This window comes from Parabacteroides sp. AF17-3, from assembly GCF_003635445.1.
In the GTDB taxonomy this organism is placed as follows: Bacteria; Bacteroidota; Bacteroidia; order Bacteroidales; family Tannerellaceae; genus Parabacteroides; species Parabacteroides goldsteinii.
Map to the genome: position 1 here is coordinate 213,052 of NZ_QTMM01000010.1, position 21,078 is coordinate 234,129.

Genomic DNA, 21,078 nt, shown 5'->3' on the forward strand with positions numbered 1-21,078 from the left:
TTTTCTTAGAATATAGAGCTTTGGAACGGCTAATGTTTTGACTAAGATAATTTATATAAATGATTTTACTATAAAATAACAAGCGGATGAAAAAGCTTATATTGTTTATTACTGTTACTACTTTCTTTAGTTATTCCGGGGTTAGCGGGCAGTCTGTTCGTTTGACCGGCTTACAGAGTGATCACCTTGAAACCCCGATAGGTGTCGATAATCCGACTCCTCGTCTTTCATGGAGGATGGATGATAGTAGGCAAGGAGCGAAACAGACTTCATATCGTGTGCTGGTGGATAAAGACTCGATGAAAGTTGTTAACGGAAAAGCTGATATATGGGATACCGGAAAAATAAACACCGGAGATATGTTGATCACTTATGCGGGTAAACAACTCGAACCTTTTACTAAGTATTACTGGAAGGTGATAGGCGGCGATCTGGAATATAAAGAAGTATTTTCGCCTGTCAGTTCCTTTGAAACTGGAATGATGGACATCAAGAACTGGCAGGGATCCTGGATTGGTGACGGGCAGGATGTCAATTATGAACCGGCTCCTTATTTCCGGAAAAAATTCACGACAGGCAAAAAAATAAAATCGGCACGTGCCTATATCGCTGTCGGCGGATTGTATGAATTATATATTAATGGTGAAAAGATCGGTAACCACCGTCTGGATCCGTTGTATACCCGTTTCGATAGACGTAACCTGTATGTCACTTATGATGTTACCGGGCAACTTCGGAATGGCGACAATGCCATAGGAGTCTTGCTTGGAAACGGATGGTACAACCATCAATCGAAAGCAGTGTGGGATTTTGACCGTGCTCCCTGGCGGAACAGGCCGGCTTTCTGCCTGGATCTTCGTATTACTTACAGTGACGGCAGTGTAGAGACCATCCCGACGGACCTTAGCTGGAAAACATCTTCAGGAGCATTGGTATTCAATAGTATTTATACCGGTGAACATTATGATGCCCGGCTCGAACAGAAAGGCTGGAATACTCCGGACTTCGATGATTCCAAGTGGAGAGGCGTTGGACTCAGAGGCGTTCCTTCTCAAAATATCGTGGCACAGCAGGTCCGTCCGATCCGTAATGTGCTGACTATTCCGGCTAAGTCGGTCAATAAGATAAATGACAAGACATATGTTTTTGATTTCGGTCAGAATATGGCAGGTGTAACCAATATCAAAGTATCGGGCGAAGAAGGTACCGAAGTCAGAATTATGCATGGAGAACGGCTTTTTGATAACGGACGCATTGACATGTCCAATATTGATGTGTATTACAGGGGCGATAAGGAAAAAGATCCTTTCCAGACCGATATTTTAATTCTTAGCGGTGGCGAGGATGAGTTTATGGCAAAGTTTAATTATAAAGGTTTCCGTTATGTGGAAGTAACCAGTGACAAACCGATTGAACTAAACCAGAACAGCCTGACCGCTTTCTTTATGCACAGCGATGTGCCTGCTTCCGGAGAGATCAAGACATCGAGTGAGCTGGTAAATAAATTGTGGTGGGCTACCAACAATGCTTATCTGTCGAATCTGATGGGATACCCGACCGATTGTCCGCAACGCGAAAAGAACGGATGGACGGGTGACGGTCATTTTGCGATAGAAACAGCTTTGTATAACTTCGATGGAATTACCGTATATGAAAAATGGCTGGCCGACCACCGGGATGAGCAACAACCCAACGGGGTACTTCCCGATATTATACCAACCGGAGGCTGGGGGTATGGTACGGATAACGGACTGGACTGGACGAGTACAATAGCTATTATCCCCTGGAACCTGTATATGTTTTATGGAGATAGCAAGCCTTTGGCTGATTGTTATGAGAATATCAAGCGTTATGTCAATTATGTGGATCGTACGAGTCCGAATCATCTGACATCCTGGGGACGTGGAGACTGGGTTCCGGTTAAGTCCCGTTCCAATAAAGAGTTTACGTCATCCGTCTATTTTTATGTAGACACTAAAATATTGGCGACTGCCGCCAAGCTGTTTAACAAGCAGGATGATTATACATATTATACGGCATTAGCCGAAAAGATCAAAGAGGCTGTCAATAATAAATATCTGAATAAGGAGACCGGAATATATGCCGGTGGTTCCCAGACGGAATTAAGTGTTCCTCTGCAATGGAAGATCGTACCGGAAGATATGATCGCTAAAGTTGCGAAGAATCTGGCAAAGAAAGTGGAAGAAGCCGGATTCCATCTGGATGTCGGTGTATTAGGTGCAAAAGCAATCCTGAATGCATTGAGCGAAAACGGATATCCGGAGACAGCTTATAAGGTAGCTGCACAGGATACCTATCCGTCATGGGGCTGGTGGATCGTCAATGGGGCTACGACTTTATTGGAAAACTGGGATTTGAAGGCTGAACGTGATATTTCGGATAATCACATGATGTTCGGAGAGATAGGCGGATGGTTCTATAAAGGTCTGGGAGGTATTTTCCCCGATCCTGAACAGCCTGGTTTCAAACATATTATATTGCGTCCGAATTTTGTAAAGGAATTGAAGCATTTTGAAGCAAAACATGATTCTCCTTACGGACAGATCATCTCTAAATGGGAGTGGAACAGAAAGAAGATCAATTATGAAGTGGTTGTTCCGGCAAACAGTACGGCAACGCTTTATTTACCTGACTATGTCAAAGGAGATAAAGTTATCAAACTGGAGGCTGGCAAACACAATCTTAATTTCTTTATTTTATAGGGGGCAGCAAAAAGTTTGTCATAGCTGATTATTAATGCGTTATAGCAAATATGGCTTACAACCGGGGTAAAAAAGTACCTACTTTTGACCTTGAGTTTGTCACGATTAACATTTGAAAACATTCTCAAAAAGCTATTAGCGAACGCAGATGATACCGACTTTCATACAATCTATTCGGCTGAATGATATAGTGGTGTATCACCAGGATGATATCGGAATGCCATCCCGGTCATGATAGAACGTCACCGGGATGGTATTTTGCAAAAGCAATAGCTTTCGGGTTTAGAAGCTATTGTTTTTATCTTTAGAATAAGTTGTTTTCGGACTTAGTTATAAACGATTCCGGTAGGAAATACTATATAAAAAAAGAGATACCTCACTGAAGTATCTCTTTTTCGCTCTTCCTCTTGGACTTGAACCAAGGACCCTCTGATTAACAGTCAGATGCTCTAACCAACTGAGCTAAGGAAGAAAATATGTCTTTCAGTCTTTCCCGATGTCTTTTCGCTCTTCCTCTTGGACTTGAACCAAGGACCCTCTGATTAACAGTCAGATGCTCTAACCAACTGAGCTAAGGAAGAAAATATGTCTTTCAGTCTTTCCCGATGTCTTTTCGCTCTTCCTCTTGGACTTGAACCAAGGACCCTCTGATTAACAGTCAGATGCTCTAACCAACTGAGCTAAGGAAGAATTTTCAATCTTTCAGCGGCTTGTTGTATGCCTTTCTGAAATTGCACTGCAAAAGTAGAGGTTCTTTTTGAAATATGCAATATCTTTGCAGAAAAAATTTGAAAAAATGAATACGATAGGCTTAGGAAACGCTTTGGTAGATGTTTTACTTCGGTTAGATAGTGATGATGTGCTTGCAGAAGTAGGTATAAAGAAGGGGGCAATGGATATGATCGGTCAGGAACAGATGATCGCTATCCGTAAAACACAGGAACGGTTGGAGAAAAGCCAGGCTCCGGGTGGCTCTGTTTGTAATACGATGCGTGCAATGGCTTGCCTGGGTGCAAATACCGGTTTTATAGGAAAGATCGGTACGGATGCGGTTGGTGAATATTATGAAAAGGCGTTGCAGGATGCGAACGTGTCTCCTTATTTTATAAAGACAGAGGGTATTTCGGGCAGTTGTACCGTATTGATCTCAAAAGACGGTGAACGTACGATGGGTACATTCCTTGGTCCGGCTCCGACGATTACGCCGGATGAAATAAAGGAGGAGATCCTTAGCCGGTATAACTGTATATATATAGAAGGATATTTGCTGGTAAACGAAGAGTTGGTTCGTACTACCATGCAAAAAGCAAAGAAACTGGGATTGAAAGTGGCTCTCGATCTTTCTAATTTTAATATTGTAAATGCATTCAAGGGATTGCTGGATGATATTATTCCTGAATATGTCGATATTCTTTTCTCCAACGAAAGTGAAGCGGAGGCTTTTACCGGTCTGAAAGCAGAGGAAGCGGTAAAGGTTCTTTCCGGAATGGTAGAGGTCTCTTTGGTTACTCTGGGTAAGGAAGGTGCGTTAGTGGGAAGTAAAGGACAGGTCATTGCCGTTCCGGCAGAAGGAGGCAAGCCGGTCGATACAACCGGAGCAGGCGATCATTTTGCTGCCGGGTTCCTGTATGGGCAATCTGTGGGAGCTACATTGGAACAGTCGGCCCGGATCGGTTCGCTTCTGGCCGGATATATTATAGATGTGATCGGGGCTCAGATCCCGGATGACAAATGGGAACAAATAAAGTTAAAAGTAGATGCGATATTATCCTGAAAAGGGTTTTATGTATACATTTACATCGTTAATTAACTAAATATTCTATGTTTAAGAAGGTACGACGAGAAAGATTGATAGGTTTGTTTTGCTTATTGCTCCTGGCTGGGAGTATTTTGCCGGGACAGGCTCAGAAAGATAACCGCTTTGAAGTAAGTAAGAACCTGGACATTTTCAATGCTTTGGTGAAAGAGGTCGAAATGTTCTATGTGGATTCGGTGGATGTTGAAAAAACAGTCCGGAGAGGGATCAATGCCATGTTGAGTGGTCTGGACCCTTATACTGTCTATTATCCGGAACAGGATATGGATGAACTGAAAATAATGACTACCGGCGAATATGGCGGTATCGGTTCTTATATCCGTGAGCGGAAAGAAGGGGGAGTGTATATCATTGAACCTTTTGAAGGTATGCCTGCTGCTTTGGCGGGTTTGAAAGCCGGAGACCGCATCCTGGCTATCGATACAGTCGATACGAGCAATAAAACATCCAGTGAAGTCAGTGAACTGCTGAAAGGAGTGCCCAATACAAAAATGGTATTGAAGATACAGCGTCCGAACGAAAAGAAACCCCGCGAAGTGGAACTGGTCCGTAAGCAGATTCTGGTAGACCAGGTTACTTATTATGGTGTTCGTGGCGATGGTGTCGGTTACATCTATCTGAAAGGGTTTACCGATAAGAGCGCACAGGAAGTGAAAAATGCTCTGGAAGATTTAAAGAAGAATCATCAGATAAAATCATTGATCCTGGATTTACGGAATAACGGAGGTGGTTTGCTGGAAAGTGCCACTCAGATCGTTGGTATGTTTGTCCCGAAAGGGAAAGAGGTAGTATCGACCAAAGGCAAGGTTAGCCAGTGGGACCGTACTTACCGTACATCCAATGAACCGATCGATACGATTATGCCGATGGCAGTCCTGATCAATGGCAATTCGGCCTCTGCTGCCGAAATCGTTTCCGGCGCATTACAGGATATGGACCGTGCCGTATTGGTGGGCCAGCGTTCGTATGGAAAAGGCTTGGTACAGTCTACCCGTGAACTTCCTTATGAAGGGCGTCTGAAAGTAACAATGAGTAAATATTACATTCCCAGCGGCCGTTGCATCCAGCAGATGGATTATTCCCACAGGAAAGCGGACGGCAGTGTGGCTGCTATTCCGGATAGCCTGACATCTGTATTCTATACATCGAAAGGGCGTCCTGTCCGTGACGGTGGCGGTGTACGTCCGGAGTTTGAAATAGAGGAAGAAGAGATGCCGACTATCATGTATTATCTGGTGACCGATTTTGTCCTGGTGGACTTTGTTACGGATTGGGCACAGAAACATAAGACAATTCCTTCTGTGGAAGAGTTTACTGTTTCCGATGAGGATTTTGAAGCATTCAAAAACTATGCGAAAGAAAAGAATTTCACTTATGACCGTCAGAGCGAAAAGATCTTGAAAAACCTGAAAGAAGTAGCCCAGTTAGAAGGCTATACAGACAGGGATTCAACTATTTTCACTGAATTGGAAGCCCGCTTAACTCCAAATCTGGACCGGGATTTCGACCTTTATAAGGATCAGATTAAAAAGTTACTGGCTTCGGAGATCGTAAAACGTTATTATTTCCAGAAAGGCGAACTGCTTGAAAGCCTGAAAGATGACGAAGTACTGGATAAAGCGATCGAAGTTCTGAGCAACCCGGAATTATATAGCAAGACATTAAGCACCCCGGAAGAAGGAGAAACCAAACCGGCTGACGAAAAAGCTGATTCGTCGACCAAAGGAGGTGATATAGCTTATGTATTTGATCAGACTGTAGGATAGAATCTATAAGACCGATATATTGAGGGAGTAAACAAAATTGTTTATTCCCTTTTTTTATTTTGTGAAAAGGATTTCTGGCTTTCTATTTGAATTTAATATGCAGAACAACCAATTCGGATACAGTCCCTACCCGGTAAGGAGGGCCGGCTATGCCTATGCCGGAAGATACATAAAACTGGGTCGGACCTTTTTTATGATAACCGTAGGGGCATTCATAGATCAGTTTCATTAACAGGGGATAGGGCCATAACTGCCCGTTATGGGTATGTCCGTGAAGTCCCAGATCCACACCGTTCATGGTCATTTCTGCAAATGACCAGGGTTGATGGTCCAGAACAATAATCGGTTTGGTAGTATCGATGTCTGCCATTAACGTATGTAAAGCCTGCCGTTTTTTATTGATATAATCGTCTCTGCCGATCAGGTAGAAGGTTGAATCCGGTTGTACGACCGAGTCGATCAGATGTACGGCTCCGGTTTTTGCCAGCCAGCGATATTTGGCAAAACGGTTGGCGCGGTATTCGTGGTTGCCGTTTACAACGTATACACCCAGCGGTGCTTTTAGTTGCTGTAAATCATCTTCTATATGTTCCATCTCGGCAAAACGGGATTCGTAATCCATAATGTCGCCCACCAATACGACCATATCCGGGTGTTGGGCGTTACTTAGTGCGACATAGCTTTGGACCAGCTTTTTACCGATCACTTCGCCGATATGCAAATCGCTCATCATAACCACAGTCAGGCTGTCGCGGTCGCTGCTCCCTTTGGGCAGAGTGACATATACGTCTTTGACTATCGGGTAGGCGACGGTCAGGTAGGCTTTCACCATCAGGCAAGATACTCCGGCTATAATTACAAAAAACAGGGTTAACTTAGTCTGTTTCCAATGTTGTGTCAGCCATTGGGGAAACCAATGGAAGAAACGGTCAGATAGTCTGAGCACTTCCAGCGTCAGCAATGAAAGCGTGATATAGACGGAAGCAATATACCAGGTGTTGCAGATATATTGGATCGTGGTCATTATATGATCCGGCAATTCCTTGCGGAAGAAAAATCCGAAGAAATAAATCGCCAGTTCCAGTATAAAAAATAATGTATAAGGAATACGCCAGCTTTTTTTAGCCGGTATTGCCTGATAGCCCCTCCAAAAGATATAGGGATTCAGTAACAATTGTGCTACTATCGATTGAATAAAGACTTTCATACCTGTTTGCCTTGCGGGGCTTTATTTGAATGCAATATTGAATACCACCATCTCGCTGTTCGTCCCGATCCGGAAAGGAGGTCCCCAGAGTGATAAGCCGGAAGATACATAGATATGGCTGTTACCCCATTGTCTGTATCCATAACTTTGCTCGAACAAGCGGTCTGTCAGCAGGTTCATCGGCCAGATTTGTCCCCGATGTGTGTGTCCGCTGAATTGAAGATCTATGCCGGCTTTCTCCGTTTCCTGCAGGTCATACGGCTGATGATCCAAAAGAATAACAGGTTTATCCGGGTCAATGTTTTGCGATAAAGCCTGAAGGGATAAGCGTGACGGATTATGACGGTCGTCACGTCCGGCTATCTGAAGCCCGTTGGGGAGTGTAACCACTGTGTCGCGTAACAGTTTGATCGGGGTCGATTGGATAAAATCAACGCTTTTCTTTATTCCGCTCATATATTCGTGGTTTCCCGGAACCATATAAATGCCTTGCGGTGCTTTCAGTTGCGAAAGCTCTTCTTGCATATTCTCTGCATAAAGAGGCGTTACGCTGTTGTCTATCAAGTCTCCTCCGATCAGGATCAGGTCCGGTTGTTCGGCATTGATCATGCTTACATATTTCTTTAGTTGTGCTTTGTTTGTGCCGTAACCCAGGTGGATGTCGCTTATGGCAACAACTTTCATCGGTTGTTGATTACTGTTGACAACCTTGTTGATAACTATGTTGAAAACTTGTGTCTTCGGATGTTGATAATGATAATAGCCGTAACTTAATAGGCTGAGTGTCAGTAGGAGAGATATGTAAAACCCATATTTAAAACTCCCGTTGAAAAGTTTGAATATATCGAACGCAATCAGGAATAATACCATATACAAAGTAAAAACCAGCCAGCCGGTTCCCACTTCGTGTATGGTATGTGCCATCACATCCGGATATTTTACATTCCTTGCCAGCATACTGACTACGAATGCAAGTGCACAACTCCAGAATAGAACTGTCAGAAGCACCTTTACGCCGAAAGGCTGGGCCACAAGCGTCTGTGCCCCTCTGATAAATATATAAATATTCCCTGCAAAGTAAGCGCAAAAAAGAGCGATGAAAATTGTAGGCATTTTGTCAAATTTTCGGCAAATGTACATAATAATCTTCAATTCATTTGTGAAAAAAGGTTTTGGCGTATAAGTAGAAAAATGTTTCACATCTGACAATGTCTGATTTATTTCGGATAACCAACCGGGTTATTCATCATCAATACCTGGCTGTCCGTCAGCTTGAGGATTTTTTTCAGTGCGGCCTGATCCATGCTTGCTCTGGGTACTGTAGACAATCCTATACCAGCACAACATAAGTTTATATTTTGTGAAACGATACCGGCATCCATTGCCGCCATCAGTTTTGTGTGATCCCCGACATTACCGAAACGGGAAAGATCGGATACCAGAACGAGACAAACGGGAGCATCTTTAACGAAATCCTGGCCTCCTCCAACGGCAGCACGATGATCTCCCTTTGCTATCGGATTCAGTGCATGGGCTTTTGCATCATATAGATAAGCGCCATCTTTCATAATAACATACACATCGATATCCTGTTTGTTCAAAGCCGACGGAGCCGTGCGTTTTCCGTCTGTACGGTTAATGCCGTTGGCAGCCCATAACAAATCTGAAAGATCCTGTGCGCTTAGTTCTTTCGCTGCATATTCGCGGTCGGAATGACGGTCGGAAAATGCTTTCATAACAGCTGTTCCGCGAGCCTTGTCCGGAGCATTGAGTTTAATGACTTTAAGATCCTGTGCATTCATAGCGGAAATGAATAATAAAGCGGTTAAAATGATTGAAATCTTTCTCATATCTATATTTATTAATAGTAATTCCTACAAATTTAAAACAAATTCATCTAATCGAACAGCAAAATACATCTTTTACAAATCTTTAATCCCGCTAAATACGAAGGTTTCGTAGAAACTTATACATTTGCATCGGGTTTACACTATTTTTTAGTAATAAATATAATAAATCAATCGATAACCTCTAAATTTTTTTAATTTGATGAAAGAAAAACTGCTCTACTTAGTGTTGGTGTTGATGATGACTGTGCCTTTGTGTGCGCAGAACCAGAATGCCGCTGATTACACGATCAAGGGACAGGTAGTTGATTCCCTGTCTAATGAAACAGTTCCTTATGCCACGTTGAGTATCGCTTTGGCAAATGCGCCCCAGAAAGCGATCAAACTGTTGGCCTGTGATGATGATGGAAAGTTTACCACCACATTAAAACAACCCGGTACATACATTATGTCTATGCAATCTTTAGGAAAGCTTCCTGCCGTAAAACGCTTTACATTGTCTGAAGGTAAGAAAAGCTTGAATCTGGGTAAGTTGTTTATGAACGATGACACCCAGCAGATCAATGAAGTAACGGTTGTTGCCCAGAAACCGTTGGTAACGGTGGAAGTGGATAAAATTACCTATAGTCTGGATGATGATCCGGAAGCAAAGACTAACAATGCGTTGGAAATGTTCCGTAAAGTCCCGATGATAACCGTGGATGGTGAAGATAAAATCCAGTTGAAGGGTTCTTCAAACTACAAAATTTATATGAATGGTAAACCTTCTAACCTGTTGAGCGGTGAAAACGCATCAGACGTATTGAAGAGTATGCCGGCAAGTTCAATCAAAAATATTGAGGTAATTACAGATCCGGGGTCCAAATATGATGCAGAAGGCGTAGGAGGTATTATCAATATTATCACATCAAAAAATGCAATGCAGGGATATACTGGTACGGTTCGTGCGAATGCAAGTACATTAGGTAGCTTTGGCGGCGGTGGATATGTTTCATTGAAGGTCGGAAATTTAGGGCTTACGGCAAACTATGGTTATAACAACCGTAACTCACCTTGGAATGATTCACATAGTGAACGTGAAACAGATGAAGATCGTTTGGCAGAAGGTAGACCAACTAAATTAATAGAAGACGGGCGTAGCAAGTATAAAGGACCGTTCCAATATGGTTATCTGGAAGCTAGTTATGAAATTGATACATTGAATTTAATAAGTGTTGGTGCTAATTTGTTCCGCGGAAAATCTAAAAACTTATCGGAGTTGGATGCTGTATTAAACCCACTGGGAGACGAATTCAATTCATCTCCGATTTATAAATTTCATCGTAACAGTGTTTCTGAAGGAACTTTCGGTTCTACAGATTTGAATGTGGATTATCAGCATTCTACTTCTAAAAAAGATGAGTTGTTGACCGTTTCTTATCGTTTCAGTCAATCTCCGAACGACAGTGAAAGTAATACCGAACTTTCTGATGTTGTTAATTACTATCTGTCTAATGAATATCCCAAATGGAATATTAATGATGCCTCTACGATAGAACATACCGGACAGATTGATTATACAACTCCACTTTTTAATAAGCAGACATTGGAAGCGGGTGTAAAATATATCAATCGTCAGAATAAAAGTAATACGTTGGAACAGATTTATAATGATTCGACGAAAATGTGGGAGGATCATTCTCGGGATAACAGCCAGTTTCGCCATACACAACATATTTACTCGGCTTATCTGGGCTACCTGATACGTTTAAACAAGTTTGGAATTAAAGCTGGTGTACGTGCTGAAGGAACAAGTTTAAAGGCTGAGTTTGCTCGCAAACCGGATATGGATTTCAGTACCAATTATTTTGATGTGGTACCGAATGCTACTTTAACTTATCAGATAGACATGTCTACTCAAATCCGTTTGGGATATAATATGCGTATTCAACGACCGGGTATCTGGTATCTGAATCCGTATATTAACGATGTGGACCCTCAAAATATCTCTCAGGGTAATCCGAATCTGGATTCGGAAAAGAGTAATAATGTGAACCTGAACTTCAGTAAGTTTACTCAAAAGTTCAGTATCAATGCTAGTCTGAGTTATACATTTGTAAATAATCCGATTGAACGTTATTCTTTTACAGCAGATTTTCCGGTAGACGATCCTCGTTCGCAATATAACGGTGCTATGTGGAATACCTATGATAATATAGGTAAGAAACAGCAAGTTGGTATGTTTCTGTATGGAAACTGGTCGCCTACAACTTGGTTCCGTATTTATATGAATGGTGGACTTGATTATACAGACCTGAAAGCTCCTACTTTGGATTTGAAGAAAGATGGTGTTAGTGGACGTGTATTTGCAGGTACGCAATTTACACTACCTAAAGATTTTCGTATTAACTTGAATGGCGGTTATTTCAGTCCGTGGATCATGTTACAAGGTAAGCAGTCGCCTTTCTATTTTGCAGGTCTGAATGTTAGTAAGGATTTCCTGAAAAAGAAATTGTCTGTTTCTGTCGGTGCAAACAATCCGTTCTGGAAAACGATGAAGATGGAGATGACTACTAATGGGGAAGGGTTCCGTAATGTGTCAACCAACTGGCGTAGTGCCCGTGAGTTCCGTTTCAGTGTCTCTTACCGCTTCGGAACAATGAAAGGACAAATCAAGAAAGTACGCCGTGGTATCAGCAATGATGACTCAAAAGGCGGTGGTGAAAATAATCAGGGCGGCGGAGAGCAGTCGATGTAATTTTTAATTATAATATCTGAAAGGCCCGGATTTTTGTCCGGGCTTTTTTGGGTTTCTATACGATCTGTATTCATTTACCAGCCTTACTAATTCTAATTACTACGGCAACTAATCAATGGTTGATAACCATCAACCGAACGGTTCATAATTATCGGCCGATTGGCTCATAATTATCGACCAAACGGCTGACAATTATCAGCCGCTAAATAGATAGGGTGAAAAATCTTCTAACATACTATAGATGAGTAATGAAGAACGGTATGAAGATTCGATGTAAAGCTAATGAATTTTTTACTGTCCGCTATTCATAAAAAGGCATATTTGGACAAAAAAGTACCTTTTCTTAGACAAAAAGTGTCTTTCCTATCGAAAGGTTCGTTTTATCTTTGTTACCGGAATCAGAAATAAATAACATGAAACACATTATTATTGGTTTGTTGCTGGTACTTTGCAGCACATTTACTTATGCATCCCGTAAGGAGATACTTTTGAATAACGACTGGATGTTCCGTTTCTCGCATCAGGTGCAGAAGAAGAGTGAACAAAGAGTCAATCTGCCTCATACATGGAATAGCGGCGATGCCTTATCCGGTAAACAGGATTATTACCGTGGAATGGGTAACTATGAAAAAACTCTTTTCGTAAAACCCGAGTGGAAAGGAAAACGTTTGTTCCTGCGTTTTGAAGGCGTCAATACAATCGCAACGGTTTTTGTTAATTCAGTTTGCCTGGGTGAACATCGAGGTGGCTACGGTGCGTTTGTTTTTGAAATAACAGATAAAGTACAGTATGGTGCCGAGAATAAGATATTGGTAAAGGTGAATAATGCCTTGCAACTGGATATCATGCCGTTGGTCGGTGATTTCAATTTCTATGGCGGCATTTATCGTGATGTAAACCTGATCATTACCGATCCGGTAAATATTTCACTGACCGATTATGCTTCTCCCGGAGTTTATCTGATACAAAATAATGTAACGAAAGAACAGGCGGATGTGAAAGCTAAAGTCTTGGTTTCAAACGGTTCGTCCACGTCAAAACCGGTACAGGTGAATGTGAAAATCTGGGATGGAAACAAGATTGTGCAGCAGCAGGATATAAATCTGACTGTGGATGCAAATCAGATACATACTGCAGGACTGGAATTTTCTATTAAAAATCCTCATTTGTGGAATGGGCGGAAAGATCCGTTTATGTATCGTACGGAAGTGACATTGCTGGCTGACGGACAGGAAATAGATAAGGTAACTCAGCCGCTGGGCTTGCGCTTTTATCATGTGGATGCAGAAAAAGGTTTCTTCCTGAACGGGGAACATCTGAAACTGCACGGTGTGTGCCGCCATCAGGACCGTGCCGAACGCGGAAATGCGTTGTATAAAGAACACCATGAAGAAGATGCTGCCATTATTGCCGAGATGGGAACGAATGCGATTCGTTTGGCTCATTATCCGCAGGCTACTTATTTTTATGATCTGATGGATAAATATGGTATCGTTGCCTGGGCGGAAATTCCTTTCATTGGTCCGGGCGGTTATCAGGACAGGGGATTCAACGATCTGCCTTCTTTCCGCGAAAATGGTAAAGAACAGTTGAAAGAATTGATTCGCCAGCACTACAATCACCCGTCCATTTGTTTCTGGGGATTGTTCAACGAACTGAAAACACATGGTGATAATCCGATTGAATATATCAAAGAGTTGAATGAATTAGCTCATCAGGAAGATCCGACGCGTCCGACAACGGCTGCCAGCTTCCTGTCGTACGATAGCGATATCAGTAAAATAACCGATGTGATTGCCTGGAACCAGTATTTCGGCTGGTATGGCGGTTCTCCTTCAGATATGGGAAAATGGCTGGACGCTAATCATAAGGCGCATCCGGATTATAAGATCGGTATCAGTGAATATGGTGCCGGGGCAAGTATCTATCATCAGCAGGACTCTATTAAACCAGGTGTTGCTTCGGGCTGGTGGCATCCGGAGAATTTCCAGACATTCTATCATATGGGCAACTGGGAGGCTATTGCAGAACGCCCGTTTGTGTGGGGATCGTTTATCTGGAACCTGTTTGACTTTGGTGCCGCTCACCGTACGGAAGGCGATCGTCCGGGAATCAATGACAAAGGTCTGGTTACTTTCGACCGTAAAGTGAAGAAGGATGCTTTCTATTATTATAAGGCGAACTGGAATAAGGATGACAAATTTGTTTATATCGCTAACCGCCGTCATCGTGACCGTGATACGAAAGTGACCGATATAATGGTATTTTCTAATCTTCCCCAGGTTGAATTGTTCGTAAACGGAAAAAGTATAGGTGTACAGGGACCGGATAATTATGCCACTTTTGTTTGGAATGGTGTAAACCTGAAAGACGGGGAAAATACAATTGAAGTGCGTGGCATACAGAAGAAAAACAACATAACTGATACAGTAAACTGGACTTGTAAGTAAACATAATAGATGGTTTTTTTCTACTGAATTGTAGTTCTTGCAAAAAGAATGGTAATTTAATAAAGGTTATTGGGAATTATTTAGTAGGAAAGTCTTTATGGGATAAGGTGTTAGTGATTAATACCTTATCCCTTTTTATTTTTGTGAATATAGTTCTGTGTGGACTATGTCTTTTATTTTAACTAAACAGAACGGGACAAAAGTAGCAGATTGTATAAAATATAAACATACATTTTTGTCTAATAGATATGTATAAATTGTCCATAGCTGAAAAATTAACAGATGTATAATAGCTTGTATATAAGCCAAGTATATTTTGACCGATTGTTTCAGTTAGTAAGATATCTCTAAATTCAGCCGAATGAAGAGGGGTAGAAATACAAGATAAAAAAAGATTGTTATTATTCTATTGGCGATTATCAACGTTAATATTATGCTGAAAATTTCTCCTGTCATTCTCCTATGATAATCACTGCTCTCCAATTGAAAAATAGAATTTGTCAAAACTACTATCTACGTTGTGAAAACTAATATTTGACTCTAAAAAAGCAATGATTCTTGAATAATAATAGTCCATAGTCCACACAGGACTATTTCATTTGGTAGAAACGAACAAAACTAAAATTCCTGCACATTTAAGTCGACAAGATTTAGTGTGCGCAAACAAAATCAATTTATTAACTAAATCTGGTGTTATTATGACGAAGGATTTTAATCGTTATTATTTTTCAAGACAGATGTTTATAGGAGCTACGATGTTCCTTGCATCTGTGGGAGTTGCATCGGCCAGTCCGACAGCTCTGGGAATGAATGTTCCAGAATCAGATGTTTTCATGGCTTCTCCACAGCAAGCACAGAAAACGGTGAGTGGAGTAGTAGAAGATCAGTTTGGTCCGGTTGCCGGAGCAAATGTAGTTGAGAAGGGAACCACGAACGGAACCATTACTGACATGGATGGTAAATTTACGTTGAATGTTTCTCCTAATGCAGTTCTGGTTGTTTCTTTTATTGGTTATACGGAACAGCAAATTACAGTAGGTAACCAAACTTCCTTCAAAATCCAGATGAAGGAAGACTCCCAGGCATTGGATGAGGTAGTAGTTGTTGGTTACGGTACGCAGAAGAAAGTGAATTTAACAGGTTCTGTTTCTTCCGTAGATTTTACAGAACAAGCTGCCAGCCGTCCTATTACAAACGTATCATCAGCCTTGGGAGGTCTGTCTGCCGGTTTGCAGGTTATGCAAAGCAAAGGTAATCCGACCGACGACGGTGCTACGATCCGTGTTCGTGGTACAGGTACATTGAACAATGCCAGTCCGTTGGTTTTGGTCGATGGAATGGAAGCCTCGATGGACGCTGTCAATCCGCAGGATATTGAGACGATTTCCGTATTGAAAGATGCTGCATCGGCTGCTATTTACGGTTCACGTGCTGCCAATGGTGTAATTTTGATCACAACGAAAAAAGGTAACCGTGAAAAGATCCGTGTAACTTATTCAGGTACTTTCTCTATGGCTCAGCCATCTAACCTGCTCGATTTTGTAACGGATTATCCTACGCATATGCGTTTGATCAATGAAGCCAAATTCAATGAGGGTTACAATGATGTATTTTCAGCAGCAACAATCGAAGCCTGGGAAGCTGCCAATGCAGATCCGAATGGCCTGAATGCAAACGGTGTTCCTAACTGGCTGGCTTATCCGAATACGGACTGGAACAAAGAAATGTATAAAAATAATCTGGTTCAGGACCATGTCGTGTCCGTGAACGGAGGAAGTGAAAAGGTTACATTTTTATTGTCTGCCGGTTATATGGATAACCCTGGTTTGGTGGAAAACACCGGTTTGAAACGTTACACATTGCGTGCCAACGTAGAAGCGAATGTAAACAAATGGTTGACCTTGGGAACCCGTACATATGCTATTATGAACGATAAGGATCAGGGTAATTACGCTGATACCGGTATGTTGAACTTTATCCGCCAGACTACCCCGGGTTTGATTGGCATGTATGATGGAAAAATGGGATATAAGGAAGCAGCCGAAGAAAGTTCTACCGCTAATAATATTTGGGCATATCTGAAACAGACCGACGGACAGAACCGTTCTTCCCGTTTTAATACAACGATGTATAGTAAGATCAAGTTTATGGAAGGTCTGAGCTGGGATTTCAACTTTAATTACGGACGTCGTTTTGACGAATATAACTCACATACAGTTCCGTTGGCCCGCTATACCTTCAGTAATGGTGAGATTGCTTCTACAGCAACGACTCCGGACCAGATGACGACAACCTGGAAGTCGTATGCGGAAGAAACATATACGCTTGAAAATATCCTGCGTTATGACAAGAGCTTCAAAGGTGGTCACGATTTGAATGTAATGGTTGGTTACAACGAATATTTCTATAAACAATACGAGCATAAGCAACAGAAAAAAGGTTTGATAGACCCGAGTATCAGTGTACCCGATGCAGCCACAGAAATGCAGACCAGTACCGGTACGGCGAAAGACGAAGCGCTTCGTTCTGTATTCGGCCGTTTGAATTATGCTTATCTGTCTAAATATCTGTTTGAGGCTAACTTTCGTTATGACGGTTCTTCCCGTTTCAATTCAGATTCGCGTTGGGGTATCTTCCCGTCATTCTCTGCTGCCTGGCGTCTGTCTGAAGAGGAATTTATGAAGAATATCGGCTGGTTATCTAACCTGAAAATCCGTGCTTCCTGGGGACAAATAGGTAACAACCGCATTACAGATAAGGATGGTTACCAGGACTATTACGGTTATCAGGCTACTTATAAGACTTATAATTATTCTTTTGGAGGGGCTCAGGCTGCTGCTTTGGCACAGAACAGGATCGGTAACTCGCGTCTGGAATGGGAAAGCACGACTGTTACGAACTTTGGTGTGGATGCCGGTTTTCTCAATAATCGTTTGACAGCTGAGTTGGACGTATATAATAAGGTAACGGATGGTATCCTGACAACTCCGAACCTTCACTTGACAATGGGTATTAAGACTCCTCCGACCATGAATACGGCCGAGGTTACGAATCGCGGTTTTGAATTGACTGTAGGCTGGAAAGACCATGTAGGTGATTTCAATTATGCTGTTTCTACCAATTTCTCTTACAATCATAATGAGGTAACAAAATACCTGGGTAAGTATGAAGCCGGTTGGGTAGAGAAAGACGGTAAGAAAGTATGGCAATCGAATATCGGTGATGTATCTGTGGATAAAGATAAGGGACGTATCGTAGAAGGACATCCGATCAAAGAATATTATACATTGAATACTTATTCCGGTAATGGAACCCATTTTAACAGCGATGGTTCCGTAAATATAAATGGTGGTCCGAAAGATGGTATGATCCGTACGGAAGGTGATATGAAATGGTTGAATGCCATGATAGATGCCGGTTACAAATTTATGCCAAACCAGAGTGTCGGTCGAAATAATATCTATTACGGTGATTTGATTTATGCGGATTTGAATGGCGACGGTATTTACGGTAGTTCTTATGATTATGACTTCCAAGGATCTTCAGCTATGCCTAAGTTCGGTTATGGTATCAATATCAGCGCCAGTTGGAAAAACTTCGATTTAAGTATGTTGTGGGCTGGCAACGGTGGTTTCAAACTGTATTGGGAAGAAGATCCGTATAATAGTGTAGCAATCAGAAATGGTTTTGCAACATCTGAGCGGGTTGCGAATGATCATTACTTCTACGATCCTGAAAATCCAACTGATTCGAGAACTAATCTGAATGGTTATATTCCCCGTTTGGTAGAAAACTCGAAACAGAGCCGTCAAACCAGCAATTATTATTTGTACAACGGTACTTATATGAAATTGAAGAATCTGACAATCGGCTATACATTGCCTGTAACTCTGACAGAAAAAATTTCTGCAGAAAGGGTTCGTGTATATCTGTCTGGTGAAAACTTGTTTACCATAACATCATTCCCCGGTCAGGATCCTGAAATGGGGGCAACTACAAACTATCCGTCTTTACGCCAGTTTGCTGCGGGTATTAGTGTTACATTCTAAAAAAGAGAAAAGACAATGAAATTAGTAAATAAAATATTAGTTGTTACAGCTGTTGCTTCGGTTATGACAGCTTGTAAACCTGATTTGTTGGATACGAATCCATACGATAAGGTAGGTTCCGGAGCCATGTGGGGAAATGAAACGATGTGTGATATGGGTGTGAATGGTATCTATGCCACATTGCGTGAGGCTAAGGTTGCACATGAAATGTTTACACAAGACGCTATGGGGTTTGCCGGTCAGGCCCGTGATCCTCAGGATTTGCTGAATGGAACAATTACTGCCGGCAATAGTTTGTTCTCTGATACCTGGAAACAGTTGTATGAAGGTATTCACCGTGCAAATGATGCCATAGCCCATTTACCGGAAGCTCCATTGGATGATGCAAAGAAAGATCGTTTGATCGCTGAATCCAAATTCTTGCGTGCTTACTATTATTTCCGTCTGAACCGTGTATTCCAGGGTGTTCCTGTTTATCTGGAACCGGTGGAAGACAGCGAGTGTACCAATGGACGTGAAACGGCTGACAAAGTATGGGAAGTTATTATCTCCGACTTGAACGACTGCATCAACAGTGCTAATTTGCCGAATAAGTATGCGAAAGGTGATGCTAATTATGGTCGTGCAACGAAAGGTGCGGCATATGCTTTGCTGGGACAGACATATATGTGGATGAAAGATTATGCAAAGGCGGAAACTGCTTTGCGTAAAGTCGGAGATGCCGGTTTTGCATTGTTCCAGGGGGATTACAAACAACTCTTCAAAACAGATAATGAACAATGTGATGAGATGATTTTCTCGGAACAGAATATTGGTATCAAAGATTATGGTTCCAAAACACAATTCTGGTTAGGTTCACGTGTTTCTTTTGGCTCTTGCTGGAATAGTTATCTGCCGAGTGTAAACTGGGTGGAATCATTTGAATGTGCAGACGGTAAGCCGTTTAACTGGAATGACTTCCTACCGGGATATAATGAGATGACTCCTAAAGAACGTGTGGTTTTCTTCCTCCGCGATACTGTCGGTGAGTGGGATACTTATTCGGAAGATATAAAATCAAAACTGCGTGCAGGTTTTGAACTGGCCGTGAAAAATGGAGCTGATATGTCCAAATATCTACCTTCCGGAAATGAAGCCCGTTTGCGTAAAGCCTACGAAAATCGCGATCCTCGTCTGGAAGCGACTGTCATTACTCCGTATGCTGAATATAACGGGGCAATCGGTTCAAAAGAATATACTTATACCTTGCGTTGGCCGGCAACCAACTCAGATGAAGTCGAACCGTATGACCTGAGAACGGATAGCCAGACTTTGTTCTACTATCTGTATCGCAAATTTGTTGCGGAAGGATCGTCTGAAACTCCTAATCGTGAATATTGCCCCTGGGATTATCCGTTGATCCGTTATGCAGACGTAGTCTTGATGCTGGCTGAAGCTATCAATGAACAAGGCTTTAAGCAGGAAGCTGTTGATTTGGTAAACTCTGTACGTGAGAGAGCCGGTGCTGCATTATTGCAGACAACAGATGCCGGTAAACCAACTTATGTAAGTGGCCAGGAAAATATGCGTACCCGTATCCGTAACGAACGTCGTTGGGAATTATCTTTGGAAGGTGTTAACCTGTATGACGAAATTCGTTGGAGAACGATCGGTGACTGGTGTAAAACTGGTGATGGTTCCAAAGAAATCTGGGGTACTGTCGTAAATCCGTTCTCATGGGGTGGAGATTATCTTTATACCTGGGCTATTCCAAGCACGGAATGTGAAAGAAATAGCAATCTGGTTCAGAATGATGGTTGGATAAACTAATTATCGAGATCTGTTCTACCGAATAGTTACTCTGTTAAAAGAATAATCCTTAAACAGGAATTGTAAGAAGTTCTTTTGATAAGGAAATGTTTATGGGATAAGGTGTTATTGATTAATGCCTTATCCTTTTTTTTATGGAGAGTATAGTTCTAGCTGGACTGTGTCCATATCATGAAACAAAACTGTACGGCACAAAAGTAACACATCGTATGATCTGTTAACATACATTTTTGTCTAATATTGGTGCATTTATTGTCCAAAAATAAAAAATTAACACAATAGTAATGGGCTGTATATGAATATAGTGCATAGATTATGGTCAATTTGCACTAACTATTGAAGTTCTGACAGGTAGAAATAGAACATTCATTTCTCAAAATTAGGTTATATCAATTACTGTTTTTCTATTAATATTAAGTAATAGAATTCCAACGACTTTTCTAAACTACTTTTGTCCTGCTATTGAAAAACAAAAAGAGAAAGAGCTTTATTCTCAGTTGTTTTCTTATTTGTAAAAAATTACTGATGAGCCAAAATCTAATAATTAGTTAATGAATAAATGGACACAGTCCAGCTAGGACTATTTCCTTTTTATGTGAAACGAACGGGCTAAAATTCTTGCACAACAAGTTGTAGTGATTTGGTGTGCGCAAACACAATTTATTCATTAACTA

At 41.6% G+C, this 21,078-nt stretch carries 10 protein-coding genes and 3 tRNA genes; 7 read left to right on the plus strand and 6 right to left on the minus strand.

Translation table 11 applies throughout. The features are described 5' to 3' along the window. The first annotated feature begins 86 nt into the window (after positions 1–86). Positions 87–2,723, plus strand: a complete 2,637-nt coding sequence (locus DWW91_RS14890) for a glycoside hydrolase family 78 protein (protein ID WP_122328176.1) — start codon at positions 87–89, stop codon at positions 2,721–2,723. A gap of 398 nt (positions 2,724–3,121) precedes the next feature. Here the strand turns inward: DWW91_RS14890 and DWW91_RS14895 are convergent. The 3 genes from DWW91_RS14895 to DWW91_RS14905 form a co-directional block, all read right to left on the minus strand. Further along, positions 3,122–3,195, minus strand: a tRNA-Asn gene (locus tag DWW91_RS14895). Positions 3,196–3,230: 35 nt separating this feature from the next. Further along, positions 3,231–3,304: transfer RNA gene (locus DWW91_RS14900), tRNA-Asn, on the minus strand. A 35-nt stretch (positions 3,305–3,339) separates the two neighbouring features. Next, positions 3,340–3,413 (minus strand) — tRNA-Asn (locus tag DWW91_RS14905). Positions 3,414–3,519: 106 nt separating this feature from the next. Between DWW91_RS14905 and DWW91_RS14910 the strand changes: the two genes are divergently transcribed. Next, complete coding sequence (locus DWW91_RS14910; RefSeq protein WP_007655051.1) at positions 3,520–4,497, plus strand: adenosine kinase; 978 nt, start codon at positions 3,520–3,522, stop codon at positions 4,495–4,497. Positions 4,498–4,544: 47 nt separating this feature from the next. Next, positions 4,545–6,305 carry a S41 family peptidase gene (locus tag DWW91_RS14915; protein ID WP_122328177.1) on the plus strand — a complete coding sequence of 587 codons (1,761 nt, stop codon included), beginning with the start codon at positions 4,545–4,547 and terminating at the stop codon, positions 6,303–6,305. 82 nt (positions 6,306–6,387) lie between these two features. On the opposite strand, the gene DWW91_RS14920 is transcribed toward DWW91_RS14915, so the two are convergent. The 3 genes from DWW91_RS14920 to DWW91_RS14930 all read right to left on the minus strand — a co-directional run bounded on the left by DWW91_RS14920 (position 6,388) and on the right by DWW91_RS14930 (position 9,362). Further along, entirely contained in the window at positions 6,388–7,512 is a 1,125-nt protein-coding gene (locus DWW91_RS14920; RefSeq protein WP_046145389.1) for a metallophosphoesterase, read from the minus strand. A 21-nt stretch (positions 7,513–7,533) separates the two neighbouring features. Then, the gene (locus tag DWW91_RS14925) at positions 7,534–8,625 is read right to left on the minus strand and encodes a metallophosphoesterase (protein ID WP_122328194.1); all 1,092 of its coding nucleotides are present in this window, start codon (positions 8,623–8,625) and stop codon (positions 7,534–7,536) included. 104 nt (positions 8,626–8,729) lie between these two features. Continuing rightward, entirely contained in the window at positions 8,730–9,362 is a 633-nt protein-coding gene (locus DWW91_RS14930) for a SagB/ThcOx family dehydrogenase (protein WP_048315357.1), read from the minus strand. A gap of 199 nt (positions 9,363–9,561) precedes the next feature. Between DWW91_RS14930 and DWW91_RS14935 the strand changes: the two genes are divergently transcribed. The 4 genes from DWW91_RS14935 (at position 9,562) to DWW91_RS14950 (ending at position 20,404) form a co-directional block, all read left to right on the plus strand. Next, positions 9,562–12,096, plus strand: coding sequence for an outer membrane beta-barrel family protein (locus DWW91_RS14935; RefSeq protein ID WP_007655042.1), 2,535 nt, complete (start codon positions 9,562–9,564; stop codon positions 12,094–12,096). A gap of 413 nt (positions 12,097–12,509) precedes the next feature. After that, positions 12,510–14,546, plus strand: coding sequence for a glycoside hydrolase family 2 TIM barrel-domain containing protein (locus DWW91_RS14940; protein ID WP_122328178.1), 2,037 nt, complete (start codon positions 12,510–12,512; stop codon positions 14,544–14,546). A gap of 698 nt (positions 14,547–15,244) precedes the next feature. Next, positions 15,245–18,595, plus strand: coding sequence for a TonB-dependent receptor (locus DWW91_RS14945; RefSeq protein ID WP_046145384.1), 3,351 nt, complete (start codon positions 15,245–15,247; stop codon positions 18,593–18,595). A gap of 15 nt (positions 18,596–18,610) precedes the next feature. Next, positions 18,611–20,404 (plus strand): RagB/SusD family nutrient uptake outer membrane protein, encoded by a 1,794-nt coding sequence (locus DWW91_RS14950; RefSeq protein ID WP_122328179.1) that lies wholly within the window; start codon positions 18,611–18,613, stop codon positions 20,402–20,404. Positions 20,405–21,078: the final 674 nt, after the last annotated feature.

Coding starts and splice junctions, on each gene's coding strand:
- DWW91_RS14945 (WP_046145384.1), top strand. CDS start 15,245: ATGACGAAGGATTTTAATCGTTATTATTTTTCAAGACAGATGTTTATA.
- DWW91_RS14890 (WP_122328176.1), top strand. CDS start 87: ATGAAAAAGCTTATATTGTTTATTACTGTTACTACTTTCTTTAGTTAT.
- DWW91_RS14930 (WP_048315357.1), bottom strand. CDS start 9,362: ATGAGAAAGATTTCAATCATTTTAACCGCTTTATTATTCATTTCCGCT.
- DWW91_RS14915 (WP_122328177.1), top strand. CDS start 4,545: ATGTTTAAGAAGGTACGACGAGAAAGATTGATAGGTTTGTTTTGCTTA.
- DWW91_RS14950 (WP_122328179.1), top strand. CDS start 18,611: ATGAAATTAGTAAATAAAATATTAGTTGTTACAGCTGTTGCTTCGGTT.
- DWW91_RS14925 (WP_122328194.1), bottom strand. CDS start 8,625: ATGCCTACAATTTTCATCGCTCTTTTTTGCGCTTACTTTGCAGGGAAT.
- DWW91_RS14910 (WP_007655051.1), top strand. CDS start 3,520: ATGAATACGATAGGCTTAGGAAACGCTTTGGTAGATGTTTTACTTCGG.
- DWW91_RS14940 (WP_122328178.1), top strand. CDS start 12,510: ATGAAACACATTATTATTGGTTTGTTGCTGGTACTTTGCAGCACATTT.
- DWW91_RS14935 (WP_007655042.1), top strand. CDS start 9,562: ATGAAAGAAAAACTGCTCTACTTAGTGTTGGTGTTGATGATGACTGTG.
- DWW91_RS14920 (WP_046145389.1), bottom strand. CDS start 7,512: ATGAAAGTCTTTATTCAATCGATAGTAGCACAATTGTTACTGAATCCC.